Here is a 23,553-nt window from a genome sequence, read left to right as displayed (position 1 = left end):
ATATCTTTCGAAAGCCAAAATTGCAATGAAAATGCCCCAGCAAAATACTGGGGCATTTTCATAAATCAGACCAGTAAATACACTGGTGTTTAGCTCATCCTTTCGGACTCAGACCTGTAGTTCAATCTAGCTGAAGATCTCTTTCATTTTGTCGAAGAGTCCGCGCGAAGTCGGCGTGTTCTCCACCACCATCGTTTCGCCTAATTGCCGCAGCAACTCCTTCTGCTGCTTGGTCAGCTTGCCCGGCGTCTGCACGCGAATCTCGACGATCAAATCGCCCTTGCCATGAGAATTGAGGTGAGGCACGCCTTTGCCGCGTAGCTTGAACTCTTTGCCACTCTGCGTTCCCTCCGGGATCTTGATGGTCGCTTCCCCTTCGAGCGTCTGAATCTCCAACTCGGTTCCCAACGCTGCCTGCGGAAATGAGATCGGCATCACGCAATGCAGGTCGTCGCCCTCGCGCTCGAAGAACTTGTGGGCCTTCACGTTCAGCACGACGTAGAGATCGCCCGCAGGCCCGGCAAACTTTCCGGCCTCGCCCTCGCCTTGGTAGCGAATTCGCGTGTCCTGCTCCACGCCAGCGGGAACCTTGACCAGAATGCTGTGCTCCGTCTGTACTCGCGTCTCGCCCCGGCAAGTCTGGCAGGGATCGACGATCAGCGTTCCTGTGCCGCCGCAGACAGAGCAAGTCCGCGCCACGGAAAAGAAGCCCTGCTGGAACCGCTGTTGACCGCGCCCGCCGCACTGCGTGCAGGTCACGGGAGCCTTACCCTTTGCCGCACCCGAGCCCTTGCAATCGATGCAAGTCTCCATGCGGCGGATGGTGATCTCCTTCTCCTTGCCGAAGACCGCCTCTTCGAACTCCAGCGTCAGATCGTAGCGCAAGTCACGCCCGCGCTGTACGCGCGAGGCCTTGCGGCCGCCGCCGCCCATGTTGAACATCTCGCCAAACAAGTCGCCGAAGATGTCGCCAAGATCCTGTGCACCGCCGAACGGATTACCACCCGCGCCGGGGCCACCACCATTGAACGCGGCATGGCCATAACGATCATAGGCCGCGCGCTTTTCCGGGTCGCTCAGGACCTGATAAGCCTCGCTGCACTCTTTGAACTTCTCCTCAGCCGTCGGATCGTCCGGATTGCGGTCGGGATGATACTGCATCGCCAGCTTGCGGTAAGCCGTCTTCAGCTCCTGGTCGCTCGCATCCCGCGAAACACTCAACACTTCATAAAAATCGATCTTCGTCACGTTTGCCGTCGCACTCATTCCACAGTCTCTCTTCTAATAACTTGCTATAGGTCGCGCATACTGGCGCATGCCGTAGCCCTAGTCCGATACCTGCTCCGCATTCGCGGCAATCCTTACCAGCGCGGGCCGCAGCAGCTTCTCGCGGATCTTGTACCCGCGGCGAACCTCTTCCAGTACCTGATGATCGGGAAACTCTTTAGTTTCGATGCTGCCCAAAGCCTCATGGATTCGAGGGTCGAACTGCGTCCCGACGGTTTCGACAGGAACCACGTTCATTGCGCGGAGAGCGTCCTCCATCTGCTTTAGAATCAGTCCCACGCCGTTCCGCAACTGCTCCACGGTCCCATCGGACTTCATGGCAAGCTGAAAGTTGTCCATCACTCCCAGAAACGGCTCCACGGTGCTCGAAACTACATAATCCCGTGCATCGGCACGTTCCCTCGACTCACGCTTGCGGGCATTCTCAAACTCAGCCTGCAGCCGGGCCAAACGATCGATCAACTGGTCGCGCTCGCCCTTCACCTGCTCCAGCTCCGCTTGTGCCGTGCTCATCTCATTTACCGGCTCAACCGCCGATCCTGGCACAACGTCGCCTTCCTGCACAGCTTCTACAGTCATCTCGTCCTGCATGTGTTCGTGTCTCCTCATATCGTTACCTCTTCTATTGTTGCCCATTCGAGCCCATCGCGCGAGTCGACCCCACTGCCGCTCTACTGTCATCGTCTACCCCACCAGCAGAAATCCGTCACTCTATTGGATGCAGCATCCGGTCGAATACCTGTGCAATATAGCCAACCGCATTCATGGTGTTCTCGTAGTGCATTCGTTTCGGCCCGATCACGCCGACGGTCCCGCGGCTTTCACCACCCATCCGCGCGGGAGCGGCAATGAGCACCAGCCCAGCCATCTCGGGGGCATGCTCCTCCAGATCGAACACAACGCGTACGCTCTCCTGTCGCGTATCGATATAGGCATTCAGCAGTTCGACCAGCCGCTGCTTCGCTTCGAGCGCCGCCAGCACCTCCCGCAGCCGCTCCCGGTCTTCAAAGCTGCCCAACCCCTGGCTGCCCAGCAGGTTAGCCACACCATCCACATAGACCGTCTGCATCGACACATCGCTCTCGGGGAGAGCCTTCACCCAAAGCTGCTGTACGGAATTCAGCAACCGCTGATACTCACTCCGCTCCTGCTCCAGCAGGCGGGCAATCTCGGCGCGAACGCGCTCCACGCTCCATCCGCGAAAGTTCTCATTCAGGAAGTTCGCCGCCGTCTCGAGCTCACGCAGCGTCAGATCCCGATCTAGCGCCAGCACCCGGTCGCGCACCAAGCCGCTGCGCGTCACAACAACAGCCAACACCCTGGCCGCAGCCAGGCGCGAAAAATGCACATGCTCCAGCATGTCGCCTTCCGTAGCCGCCGCAAGGGCTACGCCAACACCACTGGACAAGGTCGCCAGCACATGCGAAGTACGCTCCAACACGGCCTGTATCCCCGCCAGTCCAACAAAGCTCGAATCGATCTGCCGCCGCGACCGTGCGGGTAAACGCGCTGCATCGATGCGGGGATTCGCGCCGCCGCTCAATTGTTCCACATACATCCGAAACGCCCGCGCTGTCGGGATGCGTCCCGCCGAGGTATGCGGCTGCTCCAGCAAACCTACATCGGCAAGCTCCGCCATCTCGTTGCGAATCGTCGCCGGACTCATTCCTGAGACATCGCCATGCTGCAGGCGCGCAATCGTTCCCGAACCCACCGGCTCGCCGGTTTCGATATAGCTCTCGACCACGGCCGTCAGAATGGCTCGCTGCCGCGCCGTAACCGCATCCGCCATTCCTGACTACCTCCCGCTGCCTTTAAGTTTACGCTGGCAGTCAACTAGCTGATTTCGAGCACATCCTCGCTGTTATCAGCAATCTCCTCCGCCTTGGCCGCAACCTTCTTTGCGACCTCATAAAACGCCTTCGCCTTCGCCGAATCCGGGCCAGCCAGCGTCACCGGCAGTCCCGTGTCGCCGCCCTCGCGAATCGCCGGATCAAGCTCGACCGCTCCAAGGAACGTCAGCCCAAACTGCGCCGCCGTCCGCTCCGTGCCACCCGCGCCAAAGACGTCGATGACCTCTCCGCTGGGCAGCGTCATCTGCGACATGTTCTCCACCATTCCGATCACTTCGACCTTCACCTGGTGAAACATCTCCAATGCCTTCCGCGCATCCTGCAACGCAACGCCCGAGCCGGTTGAAACCACGATAGCTCCAGTCAGCGGGACGGTCTGCACCAACGAGATCACGACATCGCCCGTTCCCGGAGGCAGATCGACGATCAGAAAATCCAGTTCGCCCCACTCCACCTGTTGCAAAAACTGGCGGATGATCTGGTGCAGCATCGGCCCACGCATCACCATCGGCTTATCGCCCGGCGAGATCAGTCCCACCGAAATAAACTTCACTCCATGCGACAGGATCGGCTCAATCCGGTTCTCGCCGACAATGTTCGGCTGCCGCGTTACGCCCAGCATCATCGGCACATTCGGCCCATAGATATCGGCGTCGAGCAGCCCGACCTTATACCCCAACTTGCCCAGCGAGACAGCCAGGTTCACCGCCACTGTCGTCTTGCCCACCCCACCCTTGCCACTTCCAACGGCAACTACATACTCCACTCCGGGCAAAGGCTGCGGCCCCTGCGGTGCTCCTGCTCCTGCGTGTCCCATCGTCTTCTCCTGTCGTTCTATTCCCTGTTCCGCGATTCCTGTTCCCTGTCCTAAAGATGCCAGCCTTCACCCAGCGCCATCCGCATCTCCTTCTTCCGTATTGTCTCTTCCGCACGCATCTCGCGCCGTCTTCCCGCGTCTTCAAATCGTCGCTTCTGGTGCTCCGTCACCGGCACCACCTTCGGAACTGCGATTCCCTTTCCATCCCGGTCCACCGCCACATAGGTCAGATAGGCCGAAGAGACATGGCGCAGCCGCTGCTCTCGAACATCCTCCACCATGGCTCTCACGCCAACTTCCATGCTGGTTTTGTAGGCCCGGTTCACGCTGGCCTTTAGGATCAGCAGATCGCCAACCCGCACTGGAGCTACAAAATCCAGGTGGTCCATGCTCGCCGTTATCGTGATCGCGCGGGCGTGACGACTCGCCGCCATCGCGCCAACCAGGTCAATGTATTGCATCAGACGTCCGCCGAACAGATTCCCCAGCGCATTCGCATCCGCCGGAAAAACAATCTCGCTCCGTTCCGACTGCGACTCTTCCACTGTCCGTTCTAAGGCCATATCGCTCATTACTACAAGTCTAACCGCCGCCGCCCCTCCAGCGCCGCGACTTCATCCGGCGCAACTTTAATCCGCGTCCTCCGCATAAGTCCGTGGGCGGCTTCCAATTTGCCAAGCCGCACAAAACACCGCACCATAAAGCCATGGACAAGATCGCCCTCTTCACCCAGATCCTCGAGCAAAACCCCGCCGACGCCTTTACCCGCTACGGTCTCGCGATGGCCTACGCAGCCGAAGGCAACACCGACGCGGCCCTCACCGAGTTCAACACCCTCATCGGCCACAACCCCGACTATGTCCCTGCTTACCAGATGTCCGCTCAAACCCTCGTCAAACTAGGCCGCACCGAGGAAGCCGCCACGCGTCTCCACGAAGGCATCGCCGCCGCAAACCGCACCAACAACCAGCACGCCCTCGCCGAGATGGAAGCACTGCGTGAAGAGATATCCTGACACAAGACCACACTCGTGGCAGGAAGACTCACAAATCCTTTCGCTTTCAGCAAACATCTATACTTAGACATGGCGACCGCACTCCCCACCACACTAGGCCAACTCCGCAAATCGGAATTCACCCCCGAACGCCTCGCCCGCAGTGTCAAGGACGAGCTCCGCGAAAACCTCATCGCCAAGCTCCGCGACTCTGCGAAGACCAAAGAACCGCTCTTCCCCGGCATCGTCGGCTACGAAGACACCGTCGTTCCCCAGATCGTCAACGCCATCCTCAGCAAGCACAACTTCATCCTGCTCGGCCTTCGCGGACAGGCCAAATCGCGCATCCTTCGCGCCCTCACCACGCTGCTCGATCCAGCCTGCCCCTACGTTGCCGGAGCGGAAACCCGCGACAACCCCTACGCCCCCATCTCCAAATTTGCCCGCGACCTTATCGCCAGGCTCGGCGACGAAACTCCCATCGCGTGGCTTACCCCCAACGACCGTTTCGTCGAAAAACTAGCCACCCCCGACGTCACCGTAGCCGATCTCGTTGGCGATATCGACCCCATCAAAGCCGCCCGCAGCAACCAGGACCTCGGCTCCGAGCTCACCATGCACTACGGCCTCCTGCCGCGCGCCAACCGCGGCATCTTCGCCATCAACGAAATCCCCGACCTCGCCGGCAAGATTCAGGTAGCCCTTTTCAACATCATGCAGGAAGGCGACGTGCAGATTAAGGGCTATCCCGTTCGCCTGCCGCTCGACGTCGCCATCGTCTTCAGCGCCAACCCCGAGGACTACACCGCTCGCGGGAAAATCGTCACCCCGCTCAAAGACCGCATCGGAAGCGAGATTCGCACTCACTATCCTGAATCGATCGACGAAGCCATCACCATCACCACGCAGGAAGCATGGTCGCAACGCGCCGCCAGCAACATCGAAATCCCCCATTACATCCGCCAGATCGTCGAACAGATCGCCTTCTCCGCCCGCGAAGATAAAAAAGTAGACAAACGCAGCGGCGTCTCGCAGCGCCTGCCCATCAGCACCATGGAGCTGGTCGTCTCCAACGCCGAACGCCGTGCCCTGCTTCACGACGAAACAATCGCCGTCCCCCGCGTTGGCGATATCTACGCCGCCCTGCCCGGTATCAGCGGCAAGATCGAGCTTGAATACGAGGGCGAGATGCGCGGAGCCGACGCCGTCATTCGCGAGATCATCCGCGCGTCGGTCGCTTATGTGTTTGACCAGTATTTCGCCGCCACCAACACCCAGCAGATCGAGGAATGGTTCAACCTCGGCGGCACAGTTCAACTCAACGATGCCCAGCCCGCCGCCGGTTCTCTTGCTGAACTCCAGCAGATACAGGGTCTCTTTGAAAAGCTCTCGCCGTTAGAGGTCAACGGAAAGACGGGACCCGAAACAGCCGTGAGCGCCGCCGAATTTCTGCTCGAAGGCATGTATGCGCACAAACGCATAAGCCGCGCTGAAGAACGGGTCTTCTCCGCCGCAGAAAAGAAGTCCCGCAACGACCAAGCGGCAAACTATGCTGAAAAGACGCGCAACCGCCAACAGGAACTCGACTCAATGTCCAAAGATCGCACTCGGCGCGGCTTCAACTAGAATTCCGCGCATCGGCATCGCCTCTCCTGCTATGCTGCCATCCCATGCAATCCCTTCGCCTCCGCTCGGTCGCATCCGTATCAGCGCTTCTTTTGCTGTGCTTCTCGCCAGGCGCCGACGCGCAGACCTCAACGCTCGTGCCCGGCCTCAGCCGCATCGCAGGAACCGATCCAGCAAGCGGAATCGCCTACGCTCGCCTCTTGCTCGAGGGCAAGCTGCTGTCCTCCGCGGAAGAGCAGCCGAAGCCACGACCGACGCTGACCGCGCAATGCACCCAACAGCCCAACGGCAAACTCTTCTTTGAACTTTTCGCGAACTACGGCGGTGTAGAGGACACCGCATTTCACCGTCCCTGGCAGCCGAGCGATGGAGGCGTCTTCGCGCCCACAACCGTCAAAGTCAAGATCACCATGGAATTTCTCGGCTACACCCACGTCAAGCCAGTCACACGCCAGTGGGAAAAATTAGACGCTCCCGCGGGGCAATTTCGCTATAACCCTCCCTCCGGAGCCTCCTCCAATATGGAGGATTCCACCTTCTACCTTCAATATCTCAAGGCTCTCCCGACGTTGCGGCTCACCTACGCCGGAAAGTCAGCCGAGTTTCTCACCACCCCGCTCCTCGACCAGGTCCGTAAAGAACCACTCTGCAAGGCCAGCCATCTCTGACCCAGATGCAGGTAAATCATCTTCAATAGACACATTGATCTTGCTTATATAAAGCACCAATATTATTGATTTGTCTTATGCTCAAGACATGAGTGAGAACAAGACTAAAGCCGTCTTCGATGCCACCGCCTCTACCTACGACCGAGACCGCTCCAAACTCATTCCCGGCTACGATAGCTTCTATCGCTGGGCACTCGATCTCATCCATCCGCGTTCCATGACCATCTGTGAGCTCGGTGCCGGCTCCGGCCTGATGACACGCCTGCTCCGCGACCGCTTCCCCACCGCGCATCTCTACGTCATCGACTTCTCCGCCCCCATGCTCGACCTTGCCAAGGCGCGCCTGGGCAACGATCGCAATATCACCTGGTATCAGCTCGACTACGTCACCGAGCCGCTTCCGGAAAATCTCTGTTCCATCGTCTCCTCGCTCTCCATCCACCATATCGACGACGCGGACAAGCGCACCGTCTTCAAGAAGGCCTACGCCTCACTCAAACCCAATGGCGTCTTCGTCAATGCCGATCAGGTCGCCGGGCCAACTTCTGCGCTCGAAGCGCGCTACAAAGCTCTCTGGCTCCAACAGGTCCGCGCCGCAGGAGCCACCGAGCAGCAGATCGAAGCCTCTCTCTATCGCCAGCAGGAGGACCGCTGCTCCTCCGTCGAAGACCAGATCCTCTGGCTCCGCGAAGCTGGCTTTGCCGACGCCGATTGCTGGTTCAAGGACAACCGCTTCGCCGTCATGGCAGGCACGCGCTTATAAACAGGGTGCCGCAGCCGCGAATTCCGCGACCGCGGGCCGCTCCATCGCGTCTAAACTAAGAGGCAGCCCTATGAAGCGCATTCGCTATACCAAGTTCACCGGCGATCTCTCCTCCAGCTTCGGGCTAGAAGACCTCATGCAGGCCCTCTCGGACTTCCTGCTCGACTCCGGCTACCACGATCCTTACTCACAGTTTCAGGAGTTCAGCGACCAGACCCTCGACAACCTGCGCGAGGCCATCAAGCAGGCCCTCGAATCCGGCGACCTCTTCGACGAAGAGGCACAAGCAAAGTTCGACCAGCTCAACGCCGACCAGGTCGAAGAATTAGTCGATCAAATCATCCAGAAGATGCAGGAACAGAACTTCATCAACGCCGAGATGCCCGAACAGGGCCAGGGCGAGCTAGGCGAAGGCAACACCGAGGCTCGCTTCGAGGTCACCGACAAGTCCATGGACTTCCTCGGCTACAAAGCCCTCCGCGAACTTCTAGGCCCACTTGGCAAATCCAACCTCGGCCGCCACGACACCCGCCACGAGGCCTCCGGCGTCGAGACCAACGGCAGCAGCAAGCTCTACGAGTTCGGCGACACCCTCAACCTCGACCTCACCGCCACACTCTCCAGCGTCTTCGCCCGCGAGGGTATTCGCACCGCCGTCGAAGGCGAAGAAAACACGCCCCTCAACATCGAATACAGCGATCTGCACGTCCAGCAGGCCGACTATACCTCAAGCTGCGCCACCGTCGTTCTGCTCGACTGCTCGCACTCGATGATCCTCTATGGGGAAGATCGCTTTACTCCTGCAAAAAGAGTCGCCATGGCGCTCTCGCATCTCATCCGCACCCAGTTCCCCGGCGACACGCTCAACGTCGTCCTCTTCCACGACACGGCCGAAGAGATCCCCATCTCTCAGCTCTCCCGCGTCAAAGTCGGCCCGCACTACACCAACACCCGCGAGGGCCTGCGACTCGCGCAGCGCATCCTCGCGCGGCAAACCAAAGACATGAAGCAGATCGTCATGATCACCGATGGCAAGCCCAGCGCGCTAACCCTTCCCGACGGACGCATCTACAAGAACGCCTTCGGCCTCGACCCACTCGTCATCGAAGAGACCCTGCAAGAGGTGAGCCGCTGCAAACGCAGCAATATCATGATCAACACCTTCATGCTGGCCAGCGATTTCACCCTCGTTCAGTTCGTTCAGCAGGTCTCAGCCATGTGCCGCGGCAAAGCCTACTTCACCACGCCCCAAACCCTCGGCAACTATCTCCTCATGGACTTCATGTCGCGCCGCATGAAGACCGTTCACTAAACATAGAGAGAAGCATGGACATAAGCTGGGCACATACAGGCACCTCTGTCATTGCATCCTTCCTCGCCTCGCTCGTCGAGTGCGTCGAAGCGCTCACGGTTGTCCTCGCCGTGGGCAGCGTGCGCGGCTGGCGTTCTGCACTGATCGGCTGTGCCACAGCCATCGCAGTGCTACTCGTCATCATCGCGGCATTAGGAACTGTGCTCACCCACATTCCCCTACGCATCATCCAGCTTGTCGTAGGCACACTGCTGCTGCTGTTCGGCCTTCGCTGGCTGCGCAAAGCCATCCTCCGATCCGCCGGGCTCATCCCGCTCCACGACGAACAGGCTGCCTTCGCAAAGAACACTGAATTGATGCGCTACTTCGGCACCGGCCACACCACATGGGACAAAATTGCCTTCGCGGCCACCTTCCACATCACCATGCTCGAAGGTACAGAAGTAGTCTTCATCGTCATCGCCATCGGAGCGGGCCGCACCGGTGCACTCCTCCCGGCAAGCCTCGGTGCCGTAGCTGCACTGCTCGTCGTCATCGCTCTTGGCTTCATCCTTCATCGCCCACTGGCCCGCGTCCCGGAGAACACGTTCAAGTTCATCGTCGGCGTTCTACTCTCAGCCTTCGGAACCTTCTGGGTAGGGGAAGGCATGCACCTCGCATGGCCCGCAGCCGACTGGTCGATTCTCGCTCTCATCGCCTCTTATCTAGCCATCGCGCTGCTCATGGTGCCTCTCTGCCGCAGCCGATCGCAAGCCGTCACATCGAATACATAGGAGACCAGAATGAAGTGGATTAAAAACATCTTCCGCGAGATCTTCGGCCTCTTCGTCGACGACGGCGCCTTCGCCCTCGCTATTCTTATCTGGCTGAGCTTCGTGCGCTGGGCCACCTCTCATCTGGCTCTCTCGTCCGCTATCATCGGAATCATTCTCTTCGCCGGACTCGCTCTCATCCTCATTGAAAGCACCACCCGCTACGCCCGGCACAAGAGATAGAGTCGCGCAAGAGACGATATTCCAGGTACAAGCTCTCTAAACTTTTGGAGCAATCCTTCTAACCACGTAACAAACACGGAGCCCATGTCCACACGCCCGCAACACGCCTACACCGGCCCCGCCCTCCCCGTCATTCCCGAGCCCACTCACGCCGAGCGCACCCGCACTCTCCTCCACCTCAATTCCCTCGCGACCCTCTCCACTCTCTCGCGCAAGCAGCCCGGCTTTCCCTTTGGTTCGCTCATGCCCTACGCGCTCGACGATACTGGCCGCCCCCTCTTTCTTATCAGCAACATGGCCATGCATACGCAGAACCTCAAGACCGACCCTCGGGCCAGCCTGTTCGTCACCCAGCCCGCAGCAGACGGCGACCCCCTCGGAGCCGCTCGCGCCACCCTCATCGGCAACATCCTGCAAGTCCCCGATGAAGACAAGGCCGCCGTCCGCGAACTCTACCTCGCCCGTCACGAGAACTCCCGCTACTGGGTCGACTTCGCCGACTTCTCCTTCTTTCGCATGGACATCCTCGACCTCTACTATGTTGGCGGCTTCGGCGTCATGGGCTGGGTTACCGCAGCCGACTACGCCCTGGCCGCACCCGATCCCCTTGCCGACTCCGCGCAAGGCATCCTCGCCCACATGAACGTCGACCACATCGACGCCATGATTCTCCTCGCGCGCACCCACTCCCAGCTCGAAGCCACCGAGGCCACCATGACCGCCGTCGATCGCCTCGGCTTTCACCTCCGCCTCAAAACCGCCGAAGGCATGAAAGGCACCCGCATTAATTTTCCGACCGAGGTCCGAACCCCCACCGAAACCCGCACCGCTCTCGTCGAGATGGTCCGCCACGCCCGGCGAGACATCTAACGGAGAGCATGGGGAATACCACCGAGCCGACAGCCTCCAAAACCAGCCGCTACGCCCACGCATGGCGAGCGCTACGCCATCGCAACTTCCGTCTCTTTTTCACCGGACAGAGCATCTCGCTCATCGGCACCTGGATGACGCGCATCGCCACCGCGTGGCTTGTCTATCGGCTCACCGGCTCGGCACTCCTGCTCGGCGTCGTCGGCTTCGCCGGACAGATTCCCACCTTCCTCCTCGCGCCGTTCGCAGGAGTCCTCGTCGATCGCCTCAACCGCCGCAACCTCCTCGTCTGGACGCAGGTCCTCGCGGGCGTTCAATCCCTCGCCATGGCCGCGCTTACACTCGCCAAAGTCATCACCATCCACGAGATCATCGCCCTCAGCGCCTTCCAGGGTCTTATCAACGCCTTCGACATGCCCGGCCGCCAGGCTTTCCTCGTCCAGATGGTCTCCGAGGGAGAGGGTAATCCCGACAAGCAGGATCTCGGCAATGCCATCGCTCTTAACTCGTCCATGGTCAACATGGCCCGTCTCATCGGCCCCGCGCTCGCCGGAATCGTCATCGCCGCAGTAGGCGAAGGCTACTGCTTCGCCATCGACGGCTTCAGCTATATAGCCGTCGTGGTCTCGCTGCTCATGATGGTCATCCCGCTCGCCTCCCCTCGATCCGCCTCAGCCCCTATGCTCGAGCAGCTCAAAGAAGGCTGGTCCTATGTCACCGGCTTCCCTCCCATCCGCACGATCCTCACGCTCTTCGCGCTGCTCAGCCTCATGGGGATGCCCTTCGTCATCCTGATGCCCATCTTCGCCTCGCAGGTGCTCCACGGCGGACCGCACACGCTTGGCTTCCTCATGGGAGCCTCGGGCGTAGGCGCTCTTGTCTCTGCCCTCTCACTCGCCTTCCGCAAAACCGTCCGCGGCCTCACCACCATGATCCAGATCTCAGCAGCGGTCTTCGGCGCCGCACTTGTCCTCTTCGGTCTCTCCCGCAATCTGCTGCTCTCCCTTCTTCTCATGACAGTCGTTGGCTTTGGCATGATGCAGGGTATGGCGGCCAGCAACACCGTCATTCAGACTCTCGTGCCGGAAGACAAGCGTGGCCGCGTCATGAGCTACTACACCATGGCCTTTGTCGGCATGGCGCCCTTCGGCAGCCTGCTCGCGGGCGCCCTCGCACACCGCTTCGGCGCGCCCCACGCCATCATGATCACAGGGACCTTCTGCCTCGCTGGAGCACTCTGGTTCTCCACCCGACTCAAGTCCATCCGCGCCATCATTCGCCCCATCTATATCGAAATGGGTATCGTGCAAAGTCCGCTGGAGCCCGCAATGGAAGACCGCGCCGGCAGCAATTGACAACCCATTGCTAGAGCCCGTGGAGGTGCGAACAACAGGCGATGGAAGAATACCTCTCACAGGAATCTTAGAAGGAAGACTTGTTTTTCCCCTTCTTGTCCTTATGTCCAAAGTCTAGCCCAAACTTGAGATCGCCCTTCGTGCCCGTAATCTTCACCGGAACCTCTGTCCCCGCGCCATTTTTGCTGAAGAATGGATCCACTGGCTTCAGCAGCCATGACTTCCACTTCGTAGCCACCATCTGCGAGAGCTTCGCTTGCGTCCTCACCTTGCCGGTAAAATCAAACTCTTCCCCGTCGAGCGAGTACACACCACTCAACTGCACCGAGCCACCCGGCAGCGTATACAAAAGGTTGGAGAAGCGCAGCCTCCTCTCTTCCATCACAAACTTGCCCTGCATCCGCGAATGAACATCCTCCGCGCCCGGCTTCGCGTCCTTTGGATCGCCCTGCGCCCGCAGGCTCAGCATGTCCACCTTATCTTCCACTTCGGGATTCGTGAAATGAATCTGCCACAGCGTAGCCTCACCCTGCAATCCCAGCTTCTTCGAAACGCTCTCTTTGCCCGGACGGATATGCAGCTTCGCTTTCATTGCCACCCGCCCCGTCATCACCACTGGTTCCGTCTTCACCGCAAGCTTCAGAAAGTCCTGAATCCGCCCATCCGGCACATTTACGTCCAAGTCGATGATGTGCCCCTTCCCCTTCACATTCACAATGGCTCCGCTGCACGAAAACTCCGAGCCTCCCAGCTTCGCTTCCGCTGGCTGTAAATATGTGTCGCCGCTCAACCCATCCACAATTGCATGAAACTTCGTTTGCAGCGGCATCGCATGATTCGCCGTATCAATCGAAAAGTCCGGCGTCTCCGTTGTCCCATCGACTTCGATGCGATCAAGCTGCCCTTTGAAGTCTCCTACGGAAGAGAGCATCCCGCTGATGCCCTTGATCGTATTCAAATCCGCATGGTCAAACGTATAGTGTCCCGTTACCGTTGAGTCCCCCGGACTCTCCACATTCCACGGCCCAAACGTCCCAACTGCATGGATGTCGCCCTTCGGAATCGCATTCACCAACGTCGCATCGTAGCGCCACGGACTGTTAGGCCCGACATCATGCATCACGATCTGTTGCAGTTCAAAATTCTTCGGATCTTTATTCGGCTTCTCCGTCCCTATCACCAGCCGCGAATCGTCGATGACAATCTCATCGACCACAATCTTGATCTTCCCCAGCTTTCGCTTCGGCCCATGCCCCTGCTGCCTCATCTCACGCGGAGGAATATTGATTGCCATACCGCTCACATGCACCGTGCCAACATGCATCGGCTTGATAAACAGCCCGGACAATGGCGCGTGAAACGAAAAATGCGTCAACGAAATCAGTGGCTTCGTCGCCCCGGCGGCAACTACATCGTCCGGCGGAAAGATCCGCAACCCATCCCCTGAAACTTCAAGCCCCCGCAACACCGACACCTGAAGCTGATCCAGCTCGACCCGGCTCCTGAACCTTGTACTCAACGTCTCAATTACGCGCCCCTTCAGAATCGGCCCAGCGCGATGCAGCATGACGTCGGCAATTACCACCAGCACAATGACGGCGAGCAAACCAGAGATAGCGATCCATCCCCACACCCCGCGCCTGCGCCTCTTCTTTCCGCTATCGTCCACACGCTTCTTCTTTCTCCAGTCAAATTCCATGCAAACATTTCAGATGCACCAAAACCGTTAAAAGCATCAGCACGTGCGGGCGCATCCGTGGCTCCATCGCTGCCATCGGTGAAAGATCGGCGTTAAGCGGTCACGTCCCTCAGACTTTGATAAAGATCCGTCGCCGATACAGCACATAAGCTGGCAGCCAGCACACCGCAACAAAGCCGAGCGAATACAGCAACGAAGCGAACGCCGGATACGGTACCGCACTTAGAATCCCGTTAGCGAGCCAACGCTGAAGATTAATCCCAGGCTGTATGTGGATGCTGCCAATCCCGCCAGCCAGCAGCTCCGAAAACACATACGCCGTAATCGCATTGGTCCCAAAGACAAGAAGTGGAGTAAACCATCGCGACCGCTTCACCGGCTTCGTCTCTCCTTCCGTCCCGCCATCGAACATCCAGATCGACACTGCCAGCAGCAAAAGGCTCCATCCCACCGCAAACAATACAAACGAACTCGTCCAGAGCTTCTTATTGATCGGGAACGAGAAGTTCCATAGCAATCCCAGCACAAGGCAACTGACACCCGCAAAACCGATCCCACGCACCTTCTCCATCAGTGCCCGCTGCGTCCTCAACCAGATACCCGTAAGCAACCCAATCAGCGTCGTCGCCAATGCAGGCAGCGTGCTCAGCAGGCCCTCTGGATCGCGCGTCCGCTCATACAGATGCGACGCCGCAAAGATATGTCGGTCGAGCCACGCCACCAGATTCCGATCAGGATCGAGCAAAGGAACATCGCGCACGGGCACGCCATATCCCGGCACAGGAACGAACCGCATCAACGCCCAGTAGCCAACCAGCAGCCCGACCGCGAGTACCGCCATGTTTTTCCACTTCGGGCTTATCAGATAAAGCGTGGCCACAACGAAGTAGCAGATCGCGATCCGCGGCAGCACGCCATAAAACCGCAGCGTATGCCAGTGAAAGTGCGGAAAGCTATTAACCAGCAGTCCCAGCAGAAACAGGATCACTGCCCGCCGCAGCGTATGCAGAAAAAGCGACTGCTTGCTGTCTCCTCGCGCCAGCCTCGATGCCGTGGAAAACACCGTCGAGACGCCAACCAGAAACAGGAACGTAGGAAACACAAGATCGGTCGCCGTAAAGCCGTTCCACACCGAGTGCTGCAGCTGCGCGTACGCCTCACGGCTGCCGTTGTTGTTAACCAGAATCATGAAGCCGATGGTCAGCCCACGCAGCAGGTCGATCGACATCAATCGTCCCGGCTTCACCCGAGTAACCACTTCATCGCAACCAACCAGCGCCGTCTTCGCGTCAACCGCCATTCAATTCTCCCTGCGTCAGAATGCCGTTCGCGCAAACTTCAGCACGTCGGCACCCCTATTCGCCTTCCGATGTAGCAGTATATTGCGTCAACAGGTTATCTCGGATCCTGCTTTTTCCGTTGTCCTTGAGGTCAGCGGACCAGCCCGCAACCGATCCGTGCCGCCACAAACTGCACCAGTTCTTCCGTCACATACACCGGCGGCCGCATCGCAAGCACAGGAACCCCCGCCACCAGCTTCAATGAAACTCCCTTCCACTCCGGCTTGCCCAGCACACCCTCCGGCACCAGCACCGCATCCGCTCGGTCGAGGTAAAGCCGTGCCGACTCTTTGAAGTCTGCGACCGCCGGATCGAGCACGCTCAAGTAAATATCCGGCCGCAGAAAGCGCAGAATGCTGTTCGACTCGATCACCGCATTCTCCGCTCGCTCCAGTTCCTTGCGAATCCTCGGCATCGCCTCCGCCAACTGGCCCTGCCGCGTCCTCACCCAGAATGACCGCACCGCCCCGGCCTCAAGGTATCGCGCAGAATCAGTTCCACTTGCTCTTCTCCGCTCTTCCGTCACAGCGATGGTGTGGTCGGCCGTCTCGCAGTCACACGGCTCTCCATTGGCCGAGCAAACCCCATGGCCGAACTGCGTCACCTTGAACGCCGTCCATCGCATCTCCGGCAGCGCGGCGATCAGCCCGGCAACCACGCTCGTCTTCCCGATGTTGCGGCTATGGCCGCCTACAACCAGAATTGCCATCGTCTTTTACCCAACTCAATCAACCCTTCCGTAACCGCGCCAGATCTCGAAGATACTCCTTCAAAGGCCGCGCCGGCCGCCCCCAGAAGACCTGTCCCGGCCCGCGCATCTTCTTCCCACTCAATACCCCTGCGCCTCCACCCAGAATCACTCCCGCTCCCACGGTCGCGTGTTCTCCGATCCCGACCTGCCCGCCCAGAATCGCACCGTCCTCCACCACGCTCGACCCAGAGATCCCGGTCTGCGCCGCGATGATCACATTCTTTCCAATCACGCAGTTATGGCCGATATGCACCAGATTATCAATCTTTGTACCCCTGCCGATGCGCGTCTCTCCCAGCGCTCCTCGATCGATGGTCGAGTTAGCACCAATCTCAACATCATCTTCAACATGCAAACTTCCCTGTTGCGGAAAGACCACATACTCGCCGGTCTCCGCATTTCGCACATAGCCAAACCCTGTTGACCCCAGTACCGCACCCGCCTGCACCACCACGCGATCTCCCAGCACCGTCTTCGGATAGAGCGTCACCCGCGCCAGGATATTGCAGTCTTTGCCGATGCGCACGGCATCCCCAATCACCGCCCCTGGACCGATGCTGGTTCCCGTGCCAATCTCCACCCCTTCACCCACCACTGCCGAAGGATGAATGCCAGCCTCGAACCCCTTCCCTTTCAATTTCTTTGCGACGATAGCAAAAGCATAGCGGGGGTCAGCCACGCGCCAGACCCGGGAATCCTCCGTCCCCTTCAATGTTTGACCAGCCAGAATCACACCTGCCGGCGATGCCACGGCAGCCGCCAGTGCGGCAGGGTCAACCGCAAACACCAGCGACGTTAAAGTCGCCGCCTCGATGCTCGAAACTGCGGTAATCTCCCCATCCACAGCTGGAGAACTCACCCCAACCCAATCAGCAACTTCGCTCATCTTAGCCATCAGTAGATCCCCGTCTCGCCCGGCGGCCGTGTCTTCCATCGCCGATGCATCCACAGCCACTGCTCCGGATATTCCCTCACATACCGTTCAATCACACTGGTGAACAGCGCTGTGTTGGCCACCGCGTCCTCTTCAGAATCGGCCGTCCGAACCAGGTTCAACTCTTCTCCAAACCGCAAAACGTATCTCTGCTCCCGCTGCTCCCAGAAAAGGAACCCGGGCACCACCGCCGCGCCCGTCTTCAGCGCGATCCGCGCCATACCCGATGCAGTGCAAGCCTGCACTCCAAAAAACGGCACAAAAACACCCTGTGGCGGAGTCATATTCGTATCCATCAGAATTCCCACCGTCTCGCCCGCACGCATCGTAGCGATCAAGCCCCGCGCAAAGTCATCCTTGTGAATCACGCGATTTCCATGCAGACAGCGGATTCGGTTCACGAACTCATCCACCAGGGGATTGTCCAGCCGACGGATTACCATCCCCATGGGATAGCCCATCAGCGAATGATAAAAACTCGATAGCTCCCAGGCTCCAAGGTGGCCGGTCAGCACCAATACGCCTTTACCCCGTTCGCGCGCGGTCAAATAGTTCTCAAGCCCGTCATAGTGAATGAACCGGCTCGCCTGCTCTCGCGTGTAACCCGGCATCTGGCAAAACTCGGCCAGCAGATATCCAAGGTTCCGATAGACAGCCCGCAGAATCGTCTCGCGTTCCGAGGCCGGCTTCATCGGAAATGCTAACTCCAGATTGCGCAGGCCTACCTTACGCAATCGGCCCAGCAGCTGAAAAGCAAGCCAGCCAATGCCCGCACCCACTGCGCGTGCGAGCCGTCGCGGAAGAATTCCCAGGCAGCCGACAAACATCCGGACAACGCAAAACTCCACCCATTCCCGGGCAGTCACGCCTGGCCGCCGCGAATTTCGCTGTGCACCGTCGCTCAAGCATCCAGTCTACTAGTCGCTTGCCTTCTTACTTACAAAAAACAGGGACGGCCAAGTAGGCCGCCCCTGATAAGCCCTGCTCACAATTACTGGTTATTCTTCGACACCACGAAGTAATGAGCTACGGTCCGGACGAATGGACGAGCAGCTTCCGGTGTCGCCTGATTGCCCTTCAAGATCGTCTCAAACGGGAGATCGGAGCCGTACATCGTACGCGTATCGTCCTGGTTCTGCGAGAGAACCGTGCCATCCAGATTGATGCCTGCGAAAAGCCCCTTGCTCCGCGAGTAGGTCAGAAACTCCGCATTCAGCTTCCAGTCCGTTCCGGCCTGTGCGTTTCTGCCAACCGGGCCCGCCGAAGCAGCAGCGTCTCCGCCGATCTTGAACTTGTTCTTCAACATGTCCTGAAGCCCCTGCTGGTTCATCGCAACCAGAACCAGGTCAGTCGACTGTCCGCCAATCTGAAATCCGAAGCTGCCCCCGGCAAGCTGCACAAATACTGGAGCGCTCCAGCCACGTGGCGTGCGGCAGGTCGCGACACCCTGGCCATACTGGCCGCCCACAACGAACGCTGCCTTCTTGTAGCTGGGAACTACCACCACGCAGGACGCGCCTGCAAGAATGCTCTGCGGGATGCCCTTGTCGGGCGTTGCCATAATCTGTCTCACGACGTTCTGAGCATCCGTCAAACGCTCCGTCAATTTGGCCTTATCTGATGCTGCAAATGCCGAGACAGAACTTGCCACTATGGCCAATCCACATGCAATCGTTGTTATCCGCTTCATAATTTTTTTGCCTTTCGCTTTCCAAACTTTATTGTAGGTGGCCCACTTGCAACACTGATTGAGATGGGTGGATCGAAAAACGAGTTGTACTAGTGGGATCGCAAATGACAAAACGTCAAAAAAATGGGGGTTGTAGAGATAGCGCCAGGGTAGCCCCGACACGATCTCTACAACCCCTCTCCCAGGTCTGTGTTGCTATATGACACTCTGACTCACATCCTCCCGCACCACAACGGTACGAAGGTCTATATACCTTTGAGCGGTTCTTGTTAACTACTTAGATAACAGAAGAATTACTTCTCTAAAAGATTCCGATTCAGCGTCTCCACCGTCAGCGCGATACGGTTTGCCACTCCAACCTTCCTCATAATCCGCCCTACATGGGCCTTCACCGTAACCGCATCGATGCCGAGGGCGCTCGCAATCTCCCGGTTTGGGCTACCAGCGACCAGCAATCGGAGCACCTGTCCCTCCCGTTCAGTAAACTTCGGTGCACTCTCCATCGCCGCGCTCGCTGTGTCTGCCGCCGACGATTCCAGCAGCCGCGCCAGCACCTTTCGCGGAGCCCACACCGAATCGTCCTGAACAATCTGGATAGCAAGCCGAAACTCACTCTCTTTCGCCGTATGGGTCAGATATCCCTTGGCTCCCGCCCCGATCACCCGCTGAATATATTGGTGATCCTCCTGCACTCCAATCACGATCAGCCGCAGCCGAGGACGTCGTCGGCGAAACGTCGCCAGCAGTTCAAACAAATGGTCAGTGCACCCCGCATCGATCAAAATCAGGGATACCCCCGAAGCATCCAACGCCCCCGGCATCGACAGCGCAATCACCTCGGTGCCGCTCTCAGAAAACATCGTCTGCAGGCCAATAATCCGCAATGGGTCGGTCGCGATCAAGCCGATACGCAGATATCCTTCCGACGTTGTCTCTCTCATCGCGCTTGCAGCCTCTGCTGCTCAAAGTTTGTAGGCAGGCCGTGTATTGCAGCCAGAAAATCCAGCTGTCGCCGGGCTACAGCTTCGGCAGAACAATCCCCTGCTGGTGCTGGTATTTCCCTTTGCGGTCCGCGTAACTGATCTCGCAGACTTCGTCGGACTGGAAGAAAAGAATCTGGCACAATCCTTCGTTGGCATAGATCCGCGCGGGCAAAGGCGTCGTGTTCGAGATCTCCAGCGTCACAAACCCCTCCCATTCCGGCTCAAACGGGGTCACATTTACGATGATTCCGCATCGCGCATAGGTCGATTTGCCCACGCAGATCGTCAGCACGTCCCGCGGAATCTTGAAATACTCAATCGACCTCGCCAACGCAAATGAGTTGGGCGGAACAATCACACTGTCCGACTGCACCGTCACAAACGACCGTTCGTCGAACTGCTTGGGGTCGATAATCGCGCTGTTCACATTCGTAAATATCTTGAACTCGTCCGAAACCCGAAGGTCGTATCCGTAGGACGACAGCCCATACGAAATCACGCCCTCCCGAACCTGTTTTTCACTAAACGGAGAAATCATGTCGTGCTCGATCGCCTGCTGGCGAATCCAGCGGTCACTTTTAATGGCCACGCTAGTCTGCTTCCCTTCGTCTTCCTATTCGAGTCTCTTACCCTGGAGGCGGCACGGGCAACCGGGCAGGAACACCCATTTTCCGTTGCCTCATTAGATTCTTCATCTTACGGTAGCGTTCTTACATTGACAATCTCGTGTCGACTTTCTACTATCACGGTACTAAACCCGGTCATTAAAGAAAAATCTGTGTTGATTAAAAATTACAGCCCAAGGACGGCGGCCCCAAATGATTAAGCAAGATCTTATACAAAGGGTGGTTGAGCGTACCGGCCTGCCGAGAACAAAAGCAGAGGCTGCCGTTGACGCTATCTTCGATAGCATGAAACAAAACCTGATCGCGGGCGACCGCATCGAACTCCGCGGATTCGGCGTCTTCACCGTAAAACCGCGCAAAACCGGTATCGGGCGCAATCCGAGGACAGGCGCTGAAGTCACCATCGCTCCGGGCAAAGCCGTCCGCTTCAAGCCCGGCAAAGAGCTTCACCTGCTCGAGTAGCTCGTCGAGAGCCAACTCACTCAGCCCTAACTCACCGCATCACATTAGATGCACAGCATCCACGTCGACCACCAAATTTCGGCGCGCAATCCCTTGTGTCTCCGCAAATGCCAGCATCGCCCGCAGCGCCGCACCCAGCGTCTGCCTCCGCTCTGCCTTCAGCACAAAGTGATACCGGTAAATCCGCTTCAGCCGCACAATCGGCGCGGCGGCAGGCCCCAGCACGCGAACTTTATCCAGCCGCGTCCTCTCGAACCAGCGCCCAAGCGCCGCCGACCAAGCTGTAGCCTCCTCCAGCTTCTCGCTCTGGATCACCACATTCGCCAGCACAGCATACGGCGGATAGTGCATCCACCGCCGGTACTGCATCTCCTTGGCCACAAACCCCGGGTAGTCATGCTGCGAAGCAAATTGAATCGCATAATGGTCAGGATGATAGGTCTGCACCAGCACCTTCCCGCGAAGATCGCCCCGACCTGCCCTTCCTGAGACCTGCGTCAACAATTGAAACACCCGCTCGGCCGCGCGAAAGTCCGGCAGCCCCAGCGCAAAGTCCGCGCCCACAACGCCAACCAGCGTCACCCCATGAATGTCATGCCCCTTGGCGATCATCTGCGTGCCCACCAGCAGGTTGATCTCCCCTGCATGAAGCCGGGACAGCAGCCGCTCCATATCGCTGCGTCCTCGCACCGTATCGCGGTCCATGCGGCCTATCCGTGCCGCCGGAAAAATCTCCTGCAAACGCTCCTCGCCCTGCTGCGACCCCGCACCCAAAAAGTAAAGGTGCTCGCTCTCACACTTCGGGCAAGTCTTAGGTACCGACCGCCGAAACCCACAGTAGTGGCACTCCAGCCGCTGCCCCGGCTGCGCTATGCCTTCGTTGCCGCTCACCGGCTTGTGATACGTCATGGAGATTGCGCAATTCTCGCACTCAATCTTGTCGCCGCAGCTCCTGCACATCACCACAAACGAGTAGCCCCGCCGATTGAGCAGAATAATCGCCTGTTCGCCCCGGTCCAACGTGGCCTGCGTCTCTTCGATCAGCCTGCGCGAAAAAATCTGCTCCTGCCCCGTCTCTTTGAACTCCGTGCGCATGTCCACCAGCTCCACCGCAGGCAGCGGACGGTCGGCAACCCGTTGTCTCATCTCGACGCGCACGTACCGACCCTTCTCCGCATTCGCCCAGCTCTCGAGCGAAGGCGTAGCCGATCCCAGCACGACTACCGCATCGTTGAACTTCGCCCGCATCACGGCAACATCGCGGCCGTGGTAGCGCGGCGTCTCCTCCTGCTTGTAGCTCGAGTCGTGCTCCTCATCGACAATAATCAGCCCCAGATTCACCATCGGCGCAAACACCGCCGACCGCGTTCCCACCACAATCCGCGCTTCGCCCCGGCGAATCCTGTGCCACTGCTCGGCCCGCTCATCCGGCGTCAACTGAGAGTGCAGCAGCGCCACCTCACTCAAACGCCGCCACCATCTGCCCCGTCATTGCCGGGGTCAACCCAATCTCCGGCACCAGCAGCAGCGCAGACTTCCTCGCATCGAGCGCTCGCTGCATCGCCGCAAAGTAAACCGTCGTCTTGCCCGAGCCCGTCACGCCATACAGCAGATGCGGCGCAAACCCGCCCTTCGTCATCGCCGCTGCAATCGTACCCAGCGCCTCCATCTGCGCTTCATTCAGAGCGTGCTCATGCGCATGCTTCTTGCCATTCGCACCCACGCCGCCCATGTGAAAATCTTCCGCGACTTCTTCAACTGTCACCAGCCCACGCTTCACCAGCGTCCCCAGCGTAGACTCCGGCATCGCTGGCAACGTCTGCCGCAGATCTCTCACGCGCATCCGCCCACCCACCGCAGCCAACTCCGCCAGAATTGCTGTCTGATTCTCATTGAGCTTTGGCAAACGCACATCCACCGCCAGCACTGCGACCTTCTCCAGTCGACGCGCATCGCGCTCCTCCGCCACCGCCTCCCGCGTCAGCCACTTCTTGCGGACCATTCCTTCGAGCAGCGCCTTATTCGCGCCTGTAGCCGACCGCAACGCCGACATCTTCGCCTGCTCGCCACCTTCCAGATAGTTCAACACAGCGTACTCGCGGTTCTGCTCCTCGGGCGACAGCTTCGACCGCCGCGACGATCCCTTCGCCGCGCCCTCATAGAGCACTTTCCGCCCCTGCTCGGCAATCCTGTAGAAAAAGTGCCGTTTCACCTCCGCGGCCAGCGGCAGCATTCCCCGCAGCACCTCGCCTAGCGGAGCGACATAGTACTGCGCAATCCACTCAGCCAGCCGCATCAACTCATCCGGCAGCAGGGCTGCATCATCGAGCACCTGCTGCACCGGCTTAATCTCAAATCCATCCGCAGGTGCATTCTCATGCACCCGCACCACAACCCCCATCAGCCGCTGCCCGCTGAACGGCACCAGCACCCGCGCCCCCACCACCGGCATCACACCGTTCACCGCATAGGTAAAGGTCTGGTCCAGAGGAACCGGCAGCGCGACATCGCAAAACAGAGGCATCCCT

23 protein-coding genes and 1 pseudogene are annotated in these 23,553 nt (G+C 58.9%); 10 read left to right on the top strand and 14 right to left on the bottom strand.

The window, feature by feature from the left end; translation table 11 throughout:
- Positions 1-126 precede the first annotated feature (126 nt).
- From dnaJ to P4G45_RS04400, 5 genes are all read right to left on the bottom strand, one after another.
- Positions 127-1,248, bottom strand: a complete 1,122-nt coding sequence (gene dnaJ, locus P4G45_RS04420; RefSeq protein ID WP_348269214.1) for a molecular chaperone DnaJ — start codon at positions 1,246-1,248, stop codon at positions 127-129.
- Between the two features lie 78 nt (positions 1,249-1,326).
- Positions 1,327-1,896: a nucleotide exchange factor GrpE gene (locus P4G45_RS04415; RefSeq protein ID WP_348268464.1), complete on the bottom strand. Its 570-nt coding sequence runs from the start codon at positions 1,894-1,896 to the stop codon at positions 1,327-1,329.
- Positions 1,897-1,993: 97 nt separating this feature from the next.
- Complete coding sequence (hrcA, locus tag P4G45_RS04410; protein ID WP_348268463.1) at positions 1,994-3,079, bottom strand: heat-inducible transcriptional repressor HrcA; 1,086 nt, start codon at positions 3,077-3,079, stop codon at positions 1,994-1,996.
- A 44-nt stretch (positions 3,080-3,123) separates the two neighbouring features.
- Complete coding sequence (locus P4G45_RS04405; RefSeq protein WP_348268462.1) at positions 3,124-3,957, bottom strand: Mrp/NBP35 family ATP-binding protein; 834 nt, start codon at positions 3,955-3,957, stop codon at positions 3,124-3,126.
- Between the two features lie 50 nt (positions 3,958-4,007).
- Positions 4,008-4,529 carry an acyl-CoA thioesterase gene (locus tag P4G45_RS04400; RefSeq protein WP_348268461.1) on the bottom strand — a complete coding sequence of 174 codons (522 nt, stop codon included), beginning with the start codon at positions 4,527-4,529 and terminating at the stop codon, positions 4,008-4,010.
- 134 nt (positions 4,530-4,663) lie between these two features.
- Here P4G45_RS04400 and P4G45_RS04395 point away from each other — a divergent pair, with 134 nt between their 5' ends.
- From P4G45_RS04395 to P4G45_RS04355, 9 genes are all read left to right on the top strand, one after another.
- Positions 4,664-4,972, top strand: a complete 309-nt coding sequence (locus tag P4G45_RS04395; RefSeq protein WP_348268460.1) for a tetratricopeptide repeat protein — start codon at positions 4,664-4,666, stop codon at positions 4,970-4,972.
- 69 nt (positions 4,973-5,041) lie between these two features.
- Complete coding sequence (locus P4G45_RS04390) at positions 5,042-6,577, top strand: sigma 54-interacting transcriptional regulator (protein WP_348268459.1); 1,536 nt, start codon at positions 5,042-5,044, stop codon at positions 6,575-6,577.
- A 44-nt stretch (positions 6,578-6,621) separates the two neighbouring features.
- The gene (locus P4G45_RS04385) at positions 6,622-7,245 is read left to right on the top strand and encodes a hypothetical protein (protein WP_348268458.1); all 624 of its coding nucleotides are present in this window, start codon (positions 6,622-6,624) and stop codon (positions 7,243-7,245) included.
- 88 nt (positions 7,246-7,333) lie between these two features.
- Positions 7,334-8,008: a methyltransferase domain-containing protein gene (locus P4G45_RS04380; RefSeq protein WP_348268457.1), complete on the top strand. Its 675-nt coding sequence runs from the start codon at positions 7,334-7,336 to the stop codon at positions 8,006-8,008.
- 70 nt (positions 8,009-8,078) lie between these two features.
- Positions 8,079-9,320, top strand: coding sequence for a VWA domain-containing protein (locus tag P4G45_RS04375; protein WP_348268456.1), 1,242 nt, complete (start codon positions 8,079-8,081; stop codon positions 9,318-9,320).
- Positions 9,321-9,334: 14 nt separating this feature from the next.
- Positions 9,335-10,093 carry a hypothetical protein gene (locus P4G45_RS04370; RefSeq protein ID WP_348268455.1) on the top strand — a complete coding sequence of 253 codons (759 nt, stop codon included), beginning with the start codon at positions 9,335-9,337 and terminating at the stop codon, positions 10,091-10,093.
- Between the two features lie 9 nt (positions 10,094-10,102).
- Positions 10,103-10,315: a DUF5357 family protein gene (locus P4G45_RS04365; protein ID WP_348268454.1), complete on the top strand. Its 213-nt coding sequence runs from the start codon at positions 10,103-10,105 to the stop codon at positions 10,313-10,315.
- Between the two features lie 84 nt (positions 10,316-10,399).
- Positions 10,400-11,185: a DUF2470 domain-containing protein gene (locus tag P4G45_RS04360; protein WP_348268453.1), complete on the top strand. Its 786-nt coding sequence runs from the start codon at positions 10,400-10,402 to the stop codon at positions 11,183-11,185.
- A gap of 8 nt (positions 11,186-11,193) precedes the next feature.
- Positions 11,194-12,540 carry an MFS transporter gene (locus tag P4G45_RS04355; RefSeq protein WP_348268452.1) on the top strand — a complete coding sequence of 449 codons (1,347 nt, stop codon included), beginning with the start codon at positions 11,194-11,196 and terminating at the stop codon, positions 12,538-12,540.
- Positions 12,541-12,607: 67 nt separating this feature from the next.
- Here P4G45_RS04355 and P4G45_RS04350 read toward each other — a convergent pair whose 3' ends face one another.
- The 8 genes from P4G45_RS04350 to dcd form a co-directional block, all read right to left on the bottom strand.
- Entirely contained in the window at positions 12,608-14,239 is a 1,632-nt protein-coding gene (locus P4G45_RS04350) for a hypothetical protein (RefSeq protein WP_348268451.1), read from the bottom strand.
- 109 nt (positions 14,240-14,348) lie between these two features.
- Entirely contained in the window at positions 14,349-15,539 is a 1,191-nt protein-coding gene (locus tag P4G45_RS04345; RefSeq protein ID WP_348268450.1) for a heparan-alpha-glucosaminide N-acetyltransferase domain-containing protein, read from the bottom strand.
- Between the two features lie 131 nt (positions 15,540-15,670).
- On the bottom strand, positions 15,671-16,288 hold the full coding sequence (locus tag P4G45_RS04340; RefSeq protein ID WP_348268449.1) for a hypothetical protein: 618 nt from the start codon (positions 16,286-16,288) through the stop codon (positions 15,671-15,673).
- 19 nt (positions 16,289-16,307) lie between these two features.
- Positions 16,308-17,216 carry a UDP-3-O-(3-hydroxymyristoyl)glucosamine N-acyltransferase gene (lpxD, locus tag P4G45_RS04335; RefSeq protein WP_348268448.1) on the bottom strand — a complete coding sequence of 303 codons (909 nt, stop codon included), beginning with the start codon at positions 17,214-17,216 and terminating at the stop codon, positions 16,308-16,310.
- Between the two features lie 8 nt (positions 17,217-17,224).
- Positions 17,225-18,169, bottom strand: coding sequence for a lysophospholipid acyltransferase family protein (locus P4G45_RS04330; protein ID WP_348268447.1), 945 nt, complete (start codon positions 18,167-18,169; stop codon positions 17,225-17,227).
- An 86-nt stretch (positions 18,170-18,255) separates the two neighbouring features.
- Positions 18,256-18,954, bottom strand: a complete 699-nt coding sequence (locus P4G45_RS04325; protein WP_348268446.1) for a lipid-binding SYLF domain-containing protein — start codon at positions 18,952-18,954, stop codon at positions 18,256-18,258.
- A 293-nt stretch (positions 18,955-19,247) separates the two neighbouring features.
- On the bottom strand, positions 19,248-19,895 hold the full coding sequence (locus P4G45_RS04320; RefSeq protein ID WP_348268445.1) for a response regulator transcription factor: 648 nt from the start codon (positions 19,893-19,895) through the stop codon (positions 19,248-19,250).
- A gap of 76 nt (positions 19,896-19,971) precedes the next feature.
- The gene (gene dcd / locus P4G45_RS04315; protein ID WP_348268444.1) at positions 19,972-20,526 is read right to left on the bottom strand and encodes a dCTP deaminase; all 555 of its coding nucleotides are present in this window, start codon (positions 20,524-20,526) and stop codon (positions 19,972-19,974) included.
- Positions 20,527-20,755: 229 nt separating this feature from the next.
- Between dcd and P4G45_RS04310 the strand changes: the two genes are divergently transcribed.
- The gene (locus P4G45_RS04310) at positions 20,756-21,025 is read left to right on the top strand and encodes an HU family DNA-binding protein (protein ID WP_121472085.1); all 270 of its coding nucleotides are present in this window, start codon (positions 20,756-20,758) and stop codon (positions 21,023-21,025) included.
- A gap of 39 nt (positions 21,026-21,064) precedes the next feature.
- On the opposite strand, the pseudogene priA reads toward P4G45_RS04310, so the two are convergent.
- Positions 21,065-23,549: pseudogene (gene priA, locus P4G45_RS04305) on the bottom strand (primosomal protein N').
- Between the last annotated feature and the right edge of the window lie 4 nt (positions 23,550-23,553).

The sequence above is a fragment of the Edaphobacter paludis genome (assembly GCF_039993895.1).
In the GTDB taxonomy this organism is placed as follows: Bacteria; Acidobacteriota; Terriglobia; order Terriglobales; family Acidobacteriaceae; genus Edaphobacter; species Edaphobacter paludis.
The sequence above is the reverse complement of the archived record's forward strand: the minus strand, read 5'-3'. Positions and strand labels throughout refer to the sequence as shown.

Bases quoted from the DNA above. Each gene is read 5' to 3' on its own strand.
- P4G45_RS04380 (WP_348268457.1), top strand. From the start codon at position 7,334: ATGAGTGAGAACAAGACTAAAGCCGTCTTCGATGCCACCGCCTCTACC.
- P4G45_RS04350 (WP_348268451.1), bottom strand. From the start codon at position 14,239: ATGGAATTTGACTGGAGAAAGAAGAAGCGTGTGGACGATAGCGGAAAG.
- P4G45_RS04395 (WP_348268460.1), top strand. From the start codon at position 4,664: ATGGACAAGATCGCCCTCTTCACCCAGATCCTCGAGCAAAACCCCGCC.
- P4G45_RS04400 (WP_348268461.1), bottom strand. From the start codon at position 4,529: ATGAGCGATATGGCCTTAGAACGGACAGTGGAAGAGTCGCAGTCGGAA.
- P4G45_RS04340 (WP_348268449.1), bottom strand. From the start codon at position 16,288: ATGGCAATTCTGGTTGTAGGCGGCCATAGCCGCAACATCGGGAAGACG.
- P4G45_RS04360 (WP_348268453.1), top strand. From the start codon at position 10,400: ATGTCCACACGCCCGCAACACGCCTACACCGGCCCCGCCCTCCCCGTC.
- P4G45_RS04355 (WP_348268452.1), top strand. From the start codon at position 11,194: ATGGGGAATACCACCGAGCCGACAGCCTCCAAAACCAGCCGCTACGCC.
- P4G45_RS04390 (WP_348268459.1), top strand. From the start codon at position 5,042: ATGGCGACCGCACTCCCCACCACACTAGGCCAACTCCGCAAATCGGAA.
- P4G45_RS04370 (WP_348268455.1), top strand. From the start codon at position 9,335: ATGGACATAAGCTGGGCACATACAGGCACCTCTGTCATTGCATCCTTC.
- P4G45_RS04320 (WP_348268445.1), bottom strand. From the start codon at position 19,895: ATGAGAGAGACAACGTCGGAAGGATATCTGCGTATCGGCTTGATCGCG.
- lpxD (WP_348268448.1), bottom strand. From the start codon at position 17,216: ATGAGCGAAGTTGCTGATTGGGTTGGGGTGAGTTCTCCAGCTGTGGAT.
- P4G45_RS04325 (WP_348268446.1), bottom strand. From the start codon at position 18,954: ATGAAGCGGATAACAACGATTGCATGTGGATTGGCCATAGTGGCAAGT.
- P4G45_RS04415 (WP_348268464.1), bottom strand. From the start codon at position 1,896: ATGAGGAGACACGAACACATGCAGGACGAGATGACTGTAGAAGCTGTG.
- hrcA (WP_348268463.1), bottom strand. From the start codon at position 3,079: ATGGCGGATGCGGTTACGGCGCGGCAGCGAGCCATTCTGACGGCCGTG.
- P4G45_RS04375 (WP_348268456.1), top strand. From the start codon at position 8,079: ATGAAGCGCATTCGCTATACCAAGTTCACCGGCGATCTCTCCTCCAGC.
- P4G45_RS04345 (WP_348268450.1), bottom strand. From the start codon at position 15,539: ATGGCGGTTGACGCGAAGACGGCGCTGGTTGGTTGCGATGAAGTGGTT.
- P4G45_RS04385 (WP_348268458.1), top strand. From the start codon at position 6,622: ATGCAATCCCTTCGCCTCCGCTCGGTCGCATCCGTATCAGCGCTTCTT.
- P4G45_RS04310 (WP_121472085.1), top strand. From the start codon at position 20,756: ATGATTAAGCAAGATCTTATACAAAGGGTGGTTGAGCGTACCGGCCTG.
- P4G45_RS04365 (WP_348268454.1), top strand. From the start codon at position 10,103: ATGAAGTGGATTAAAAACATCTTCCGCGAGATCTTCGGCCTCTTCGTC.
- P4G45_RS04405 (WP_348268462.1), bottom strand. From the start codon at position 3,957: ATGGGACACGCAGGAGCAGGAGCACCGCAGGGGCCGCAGCCTTTGCCC.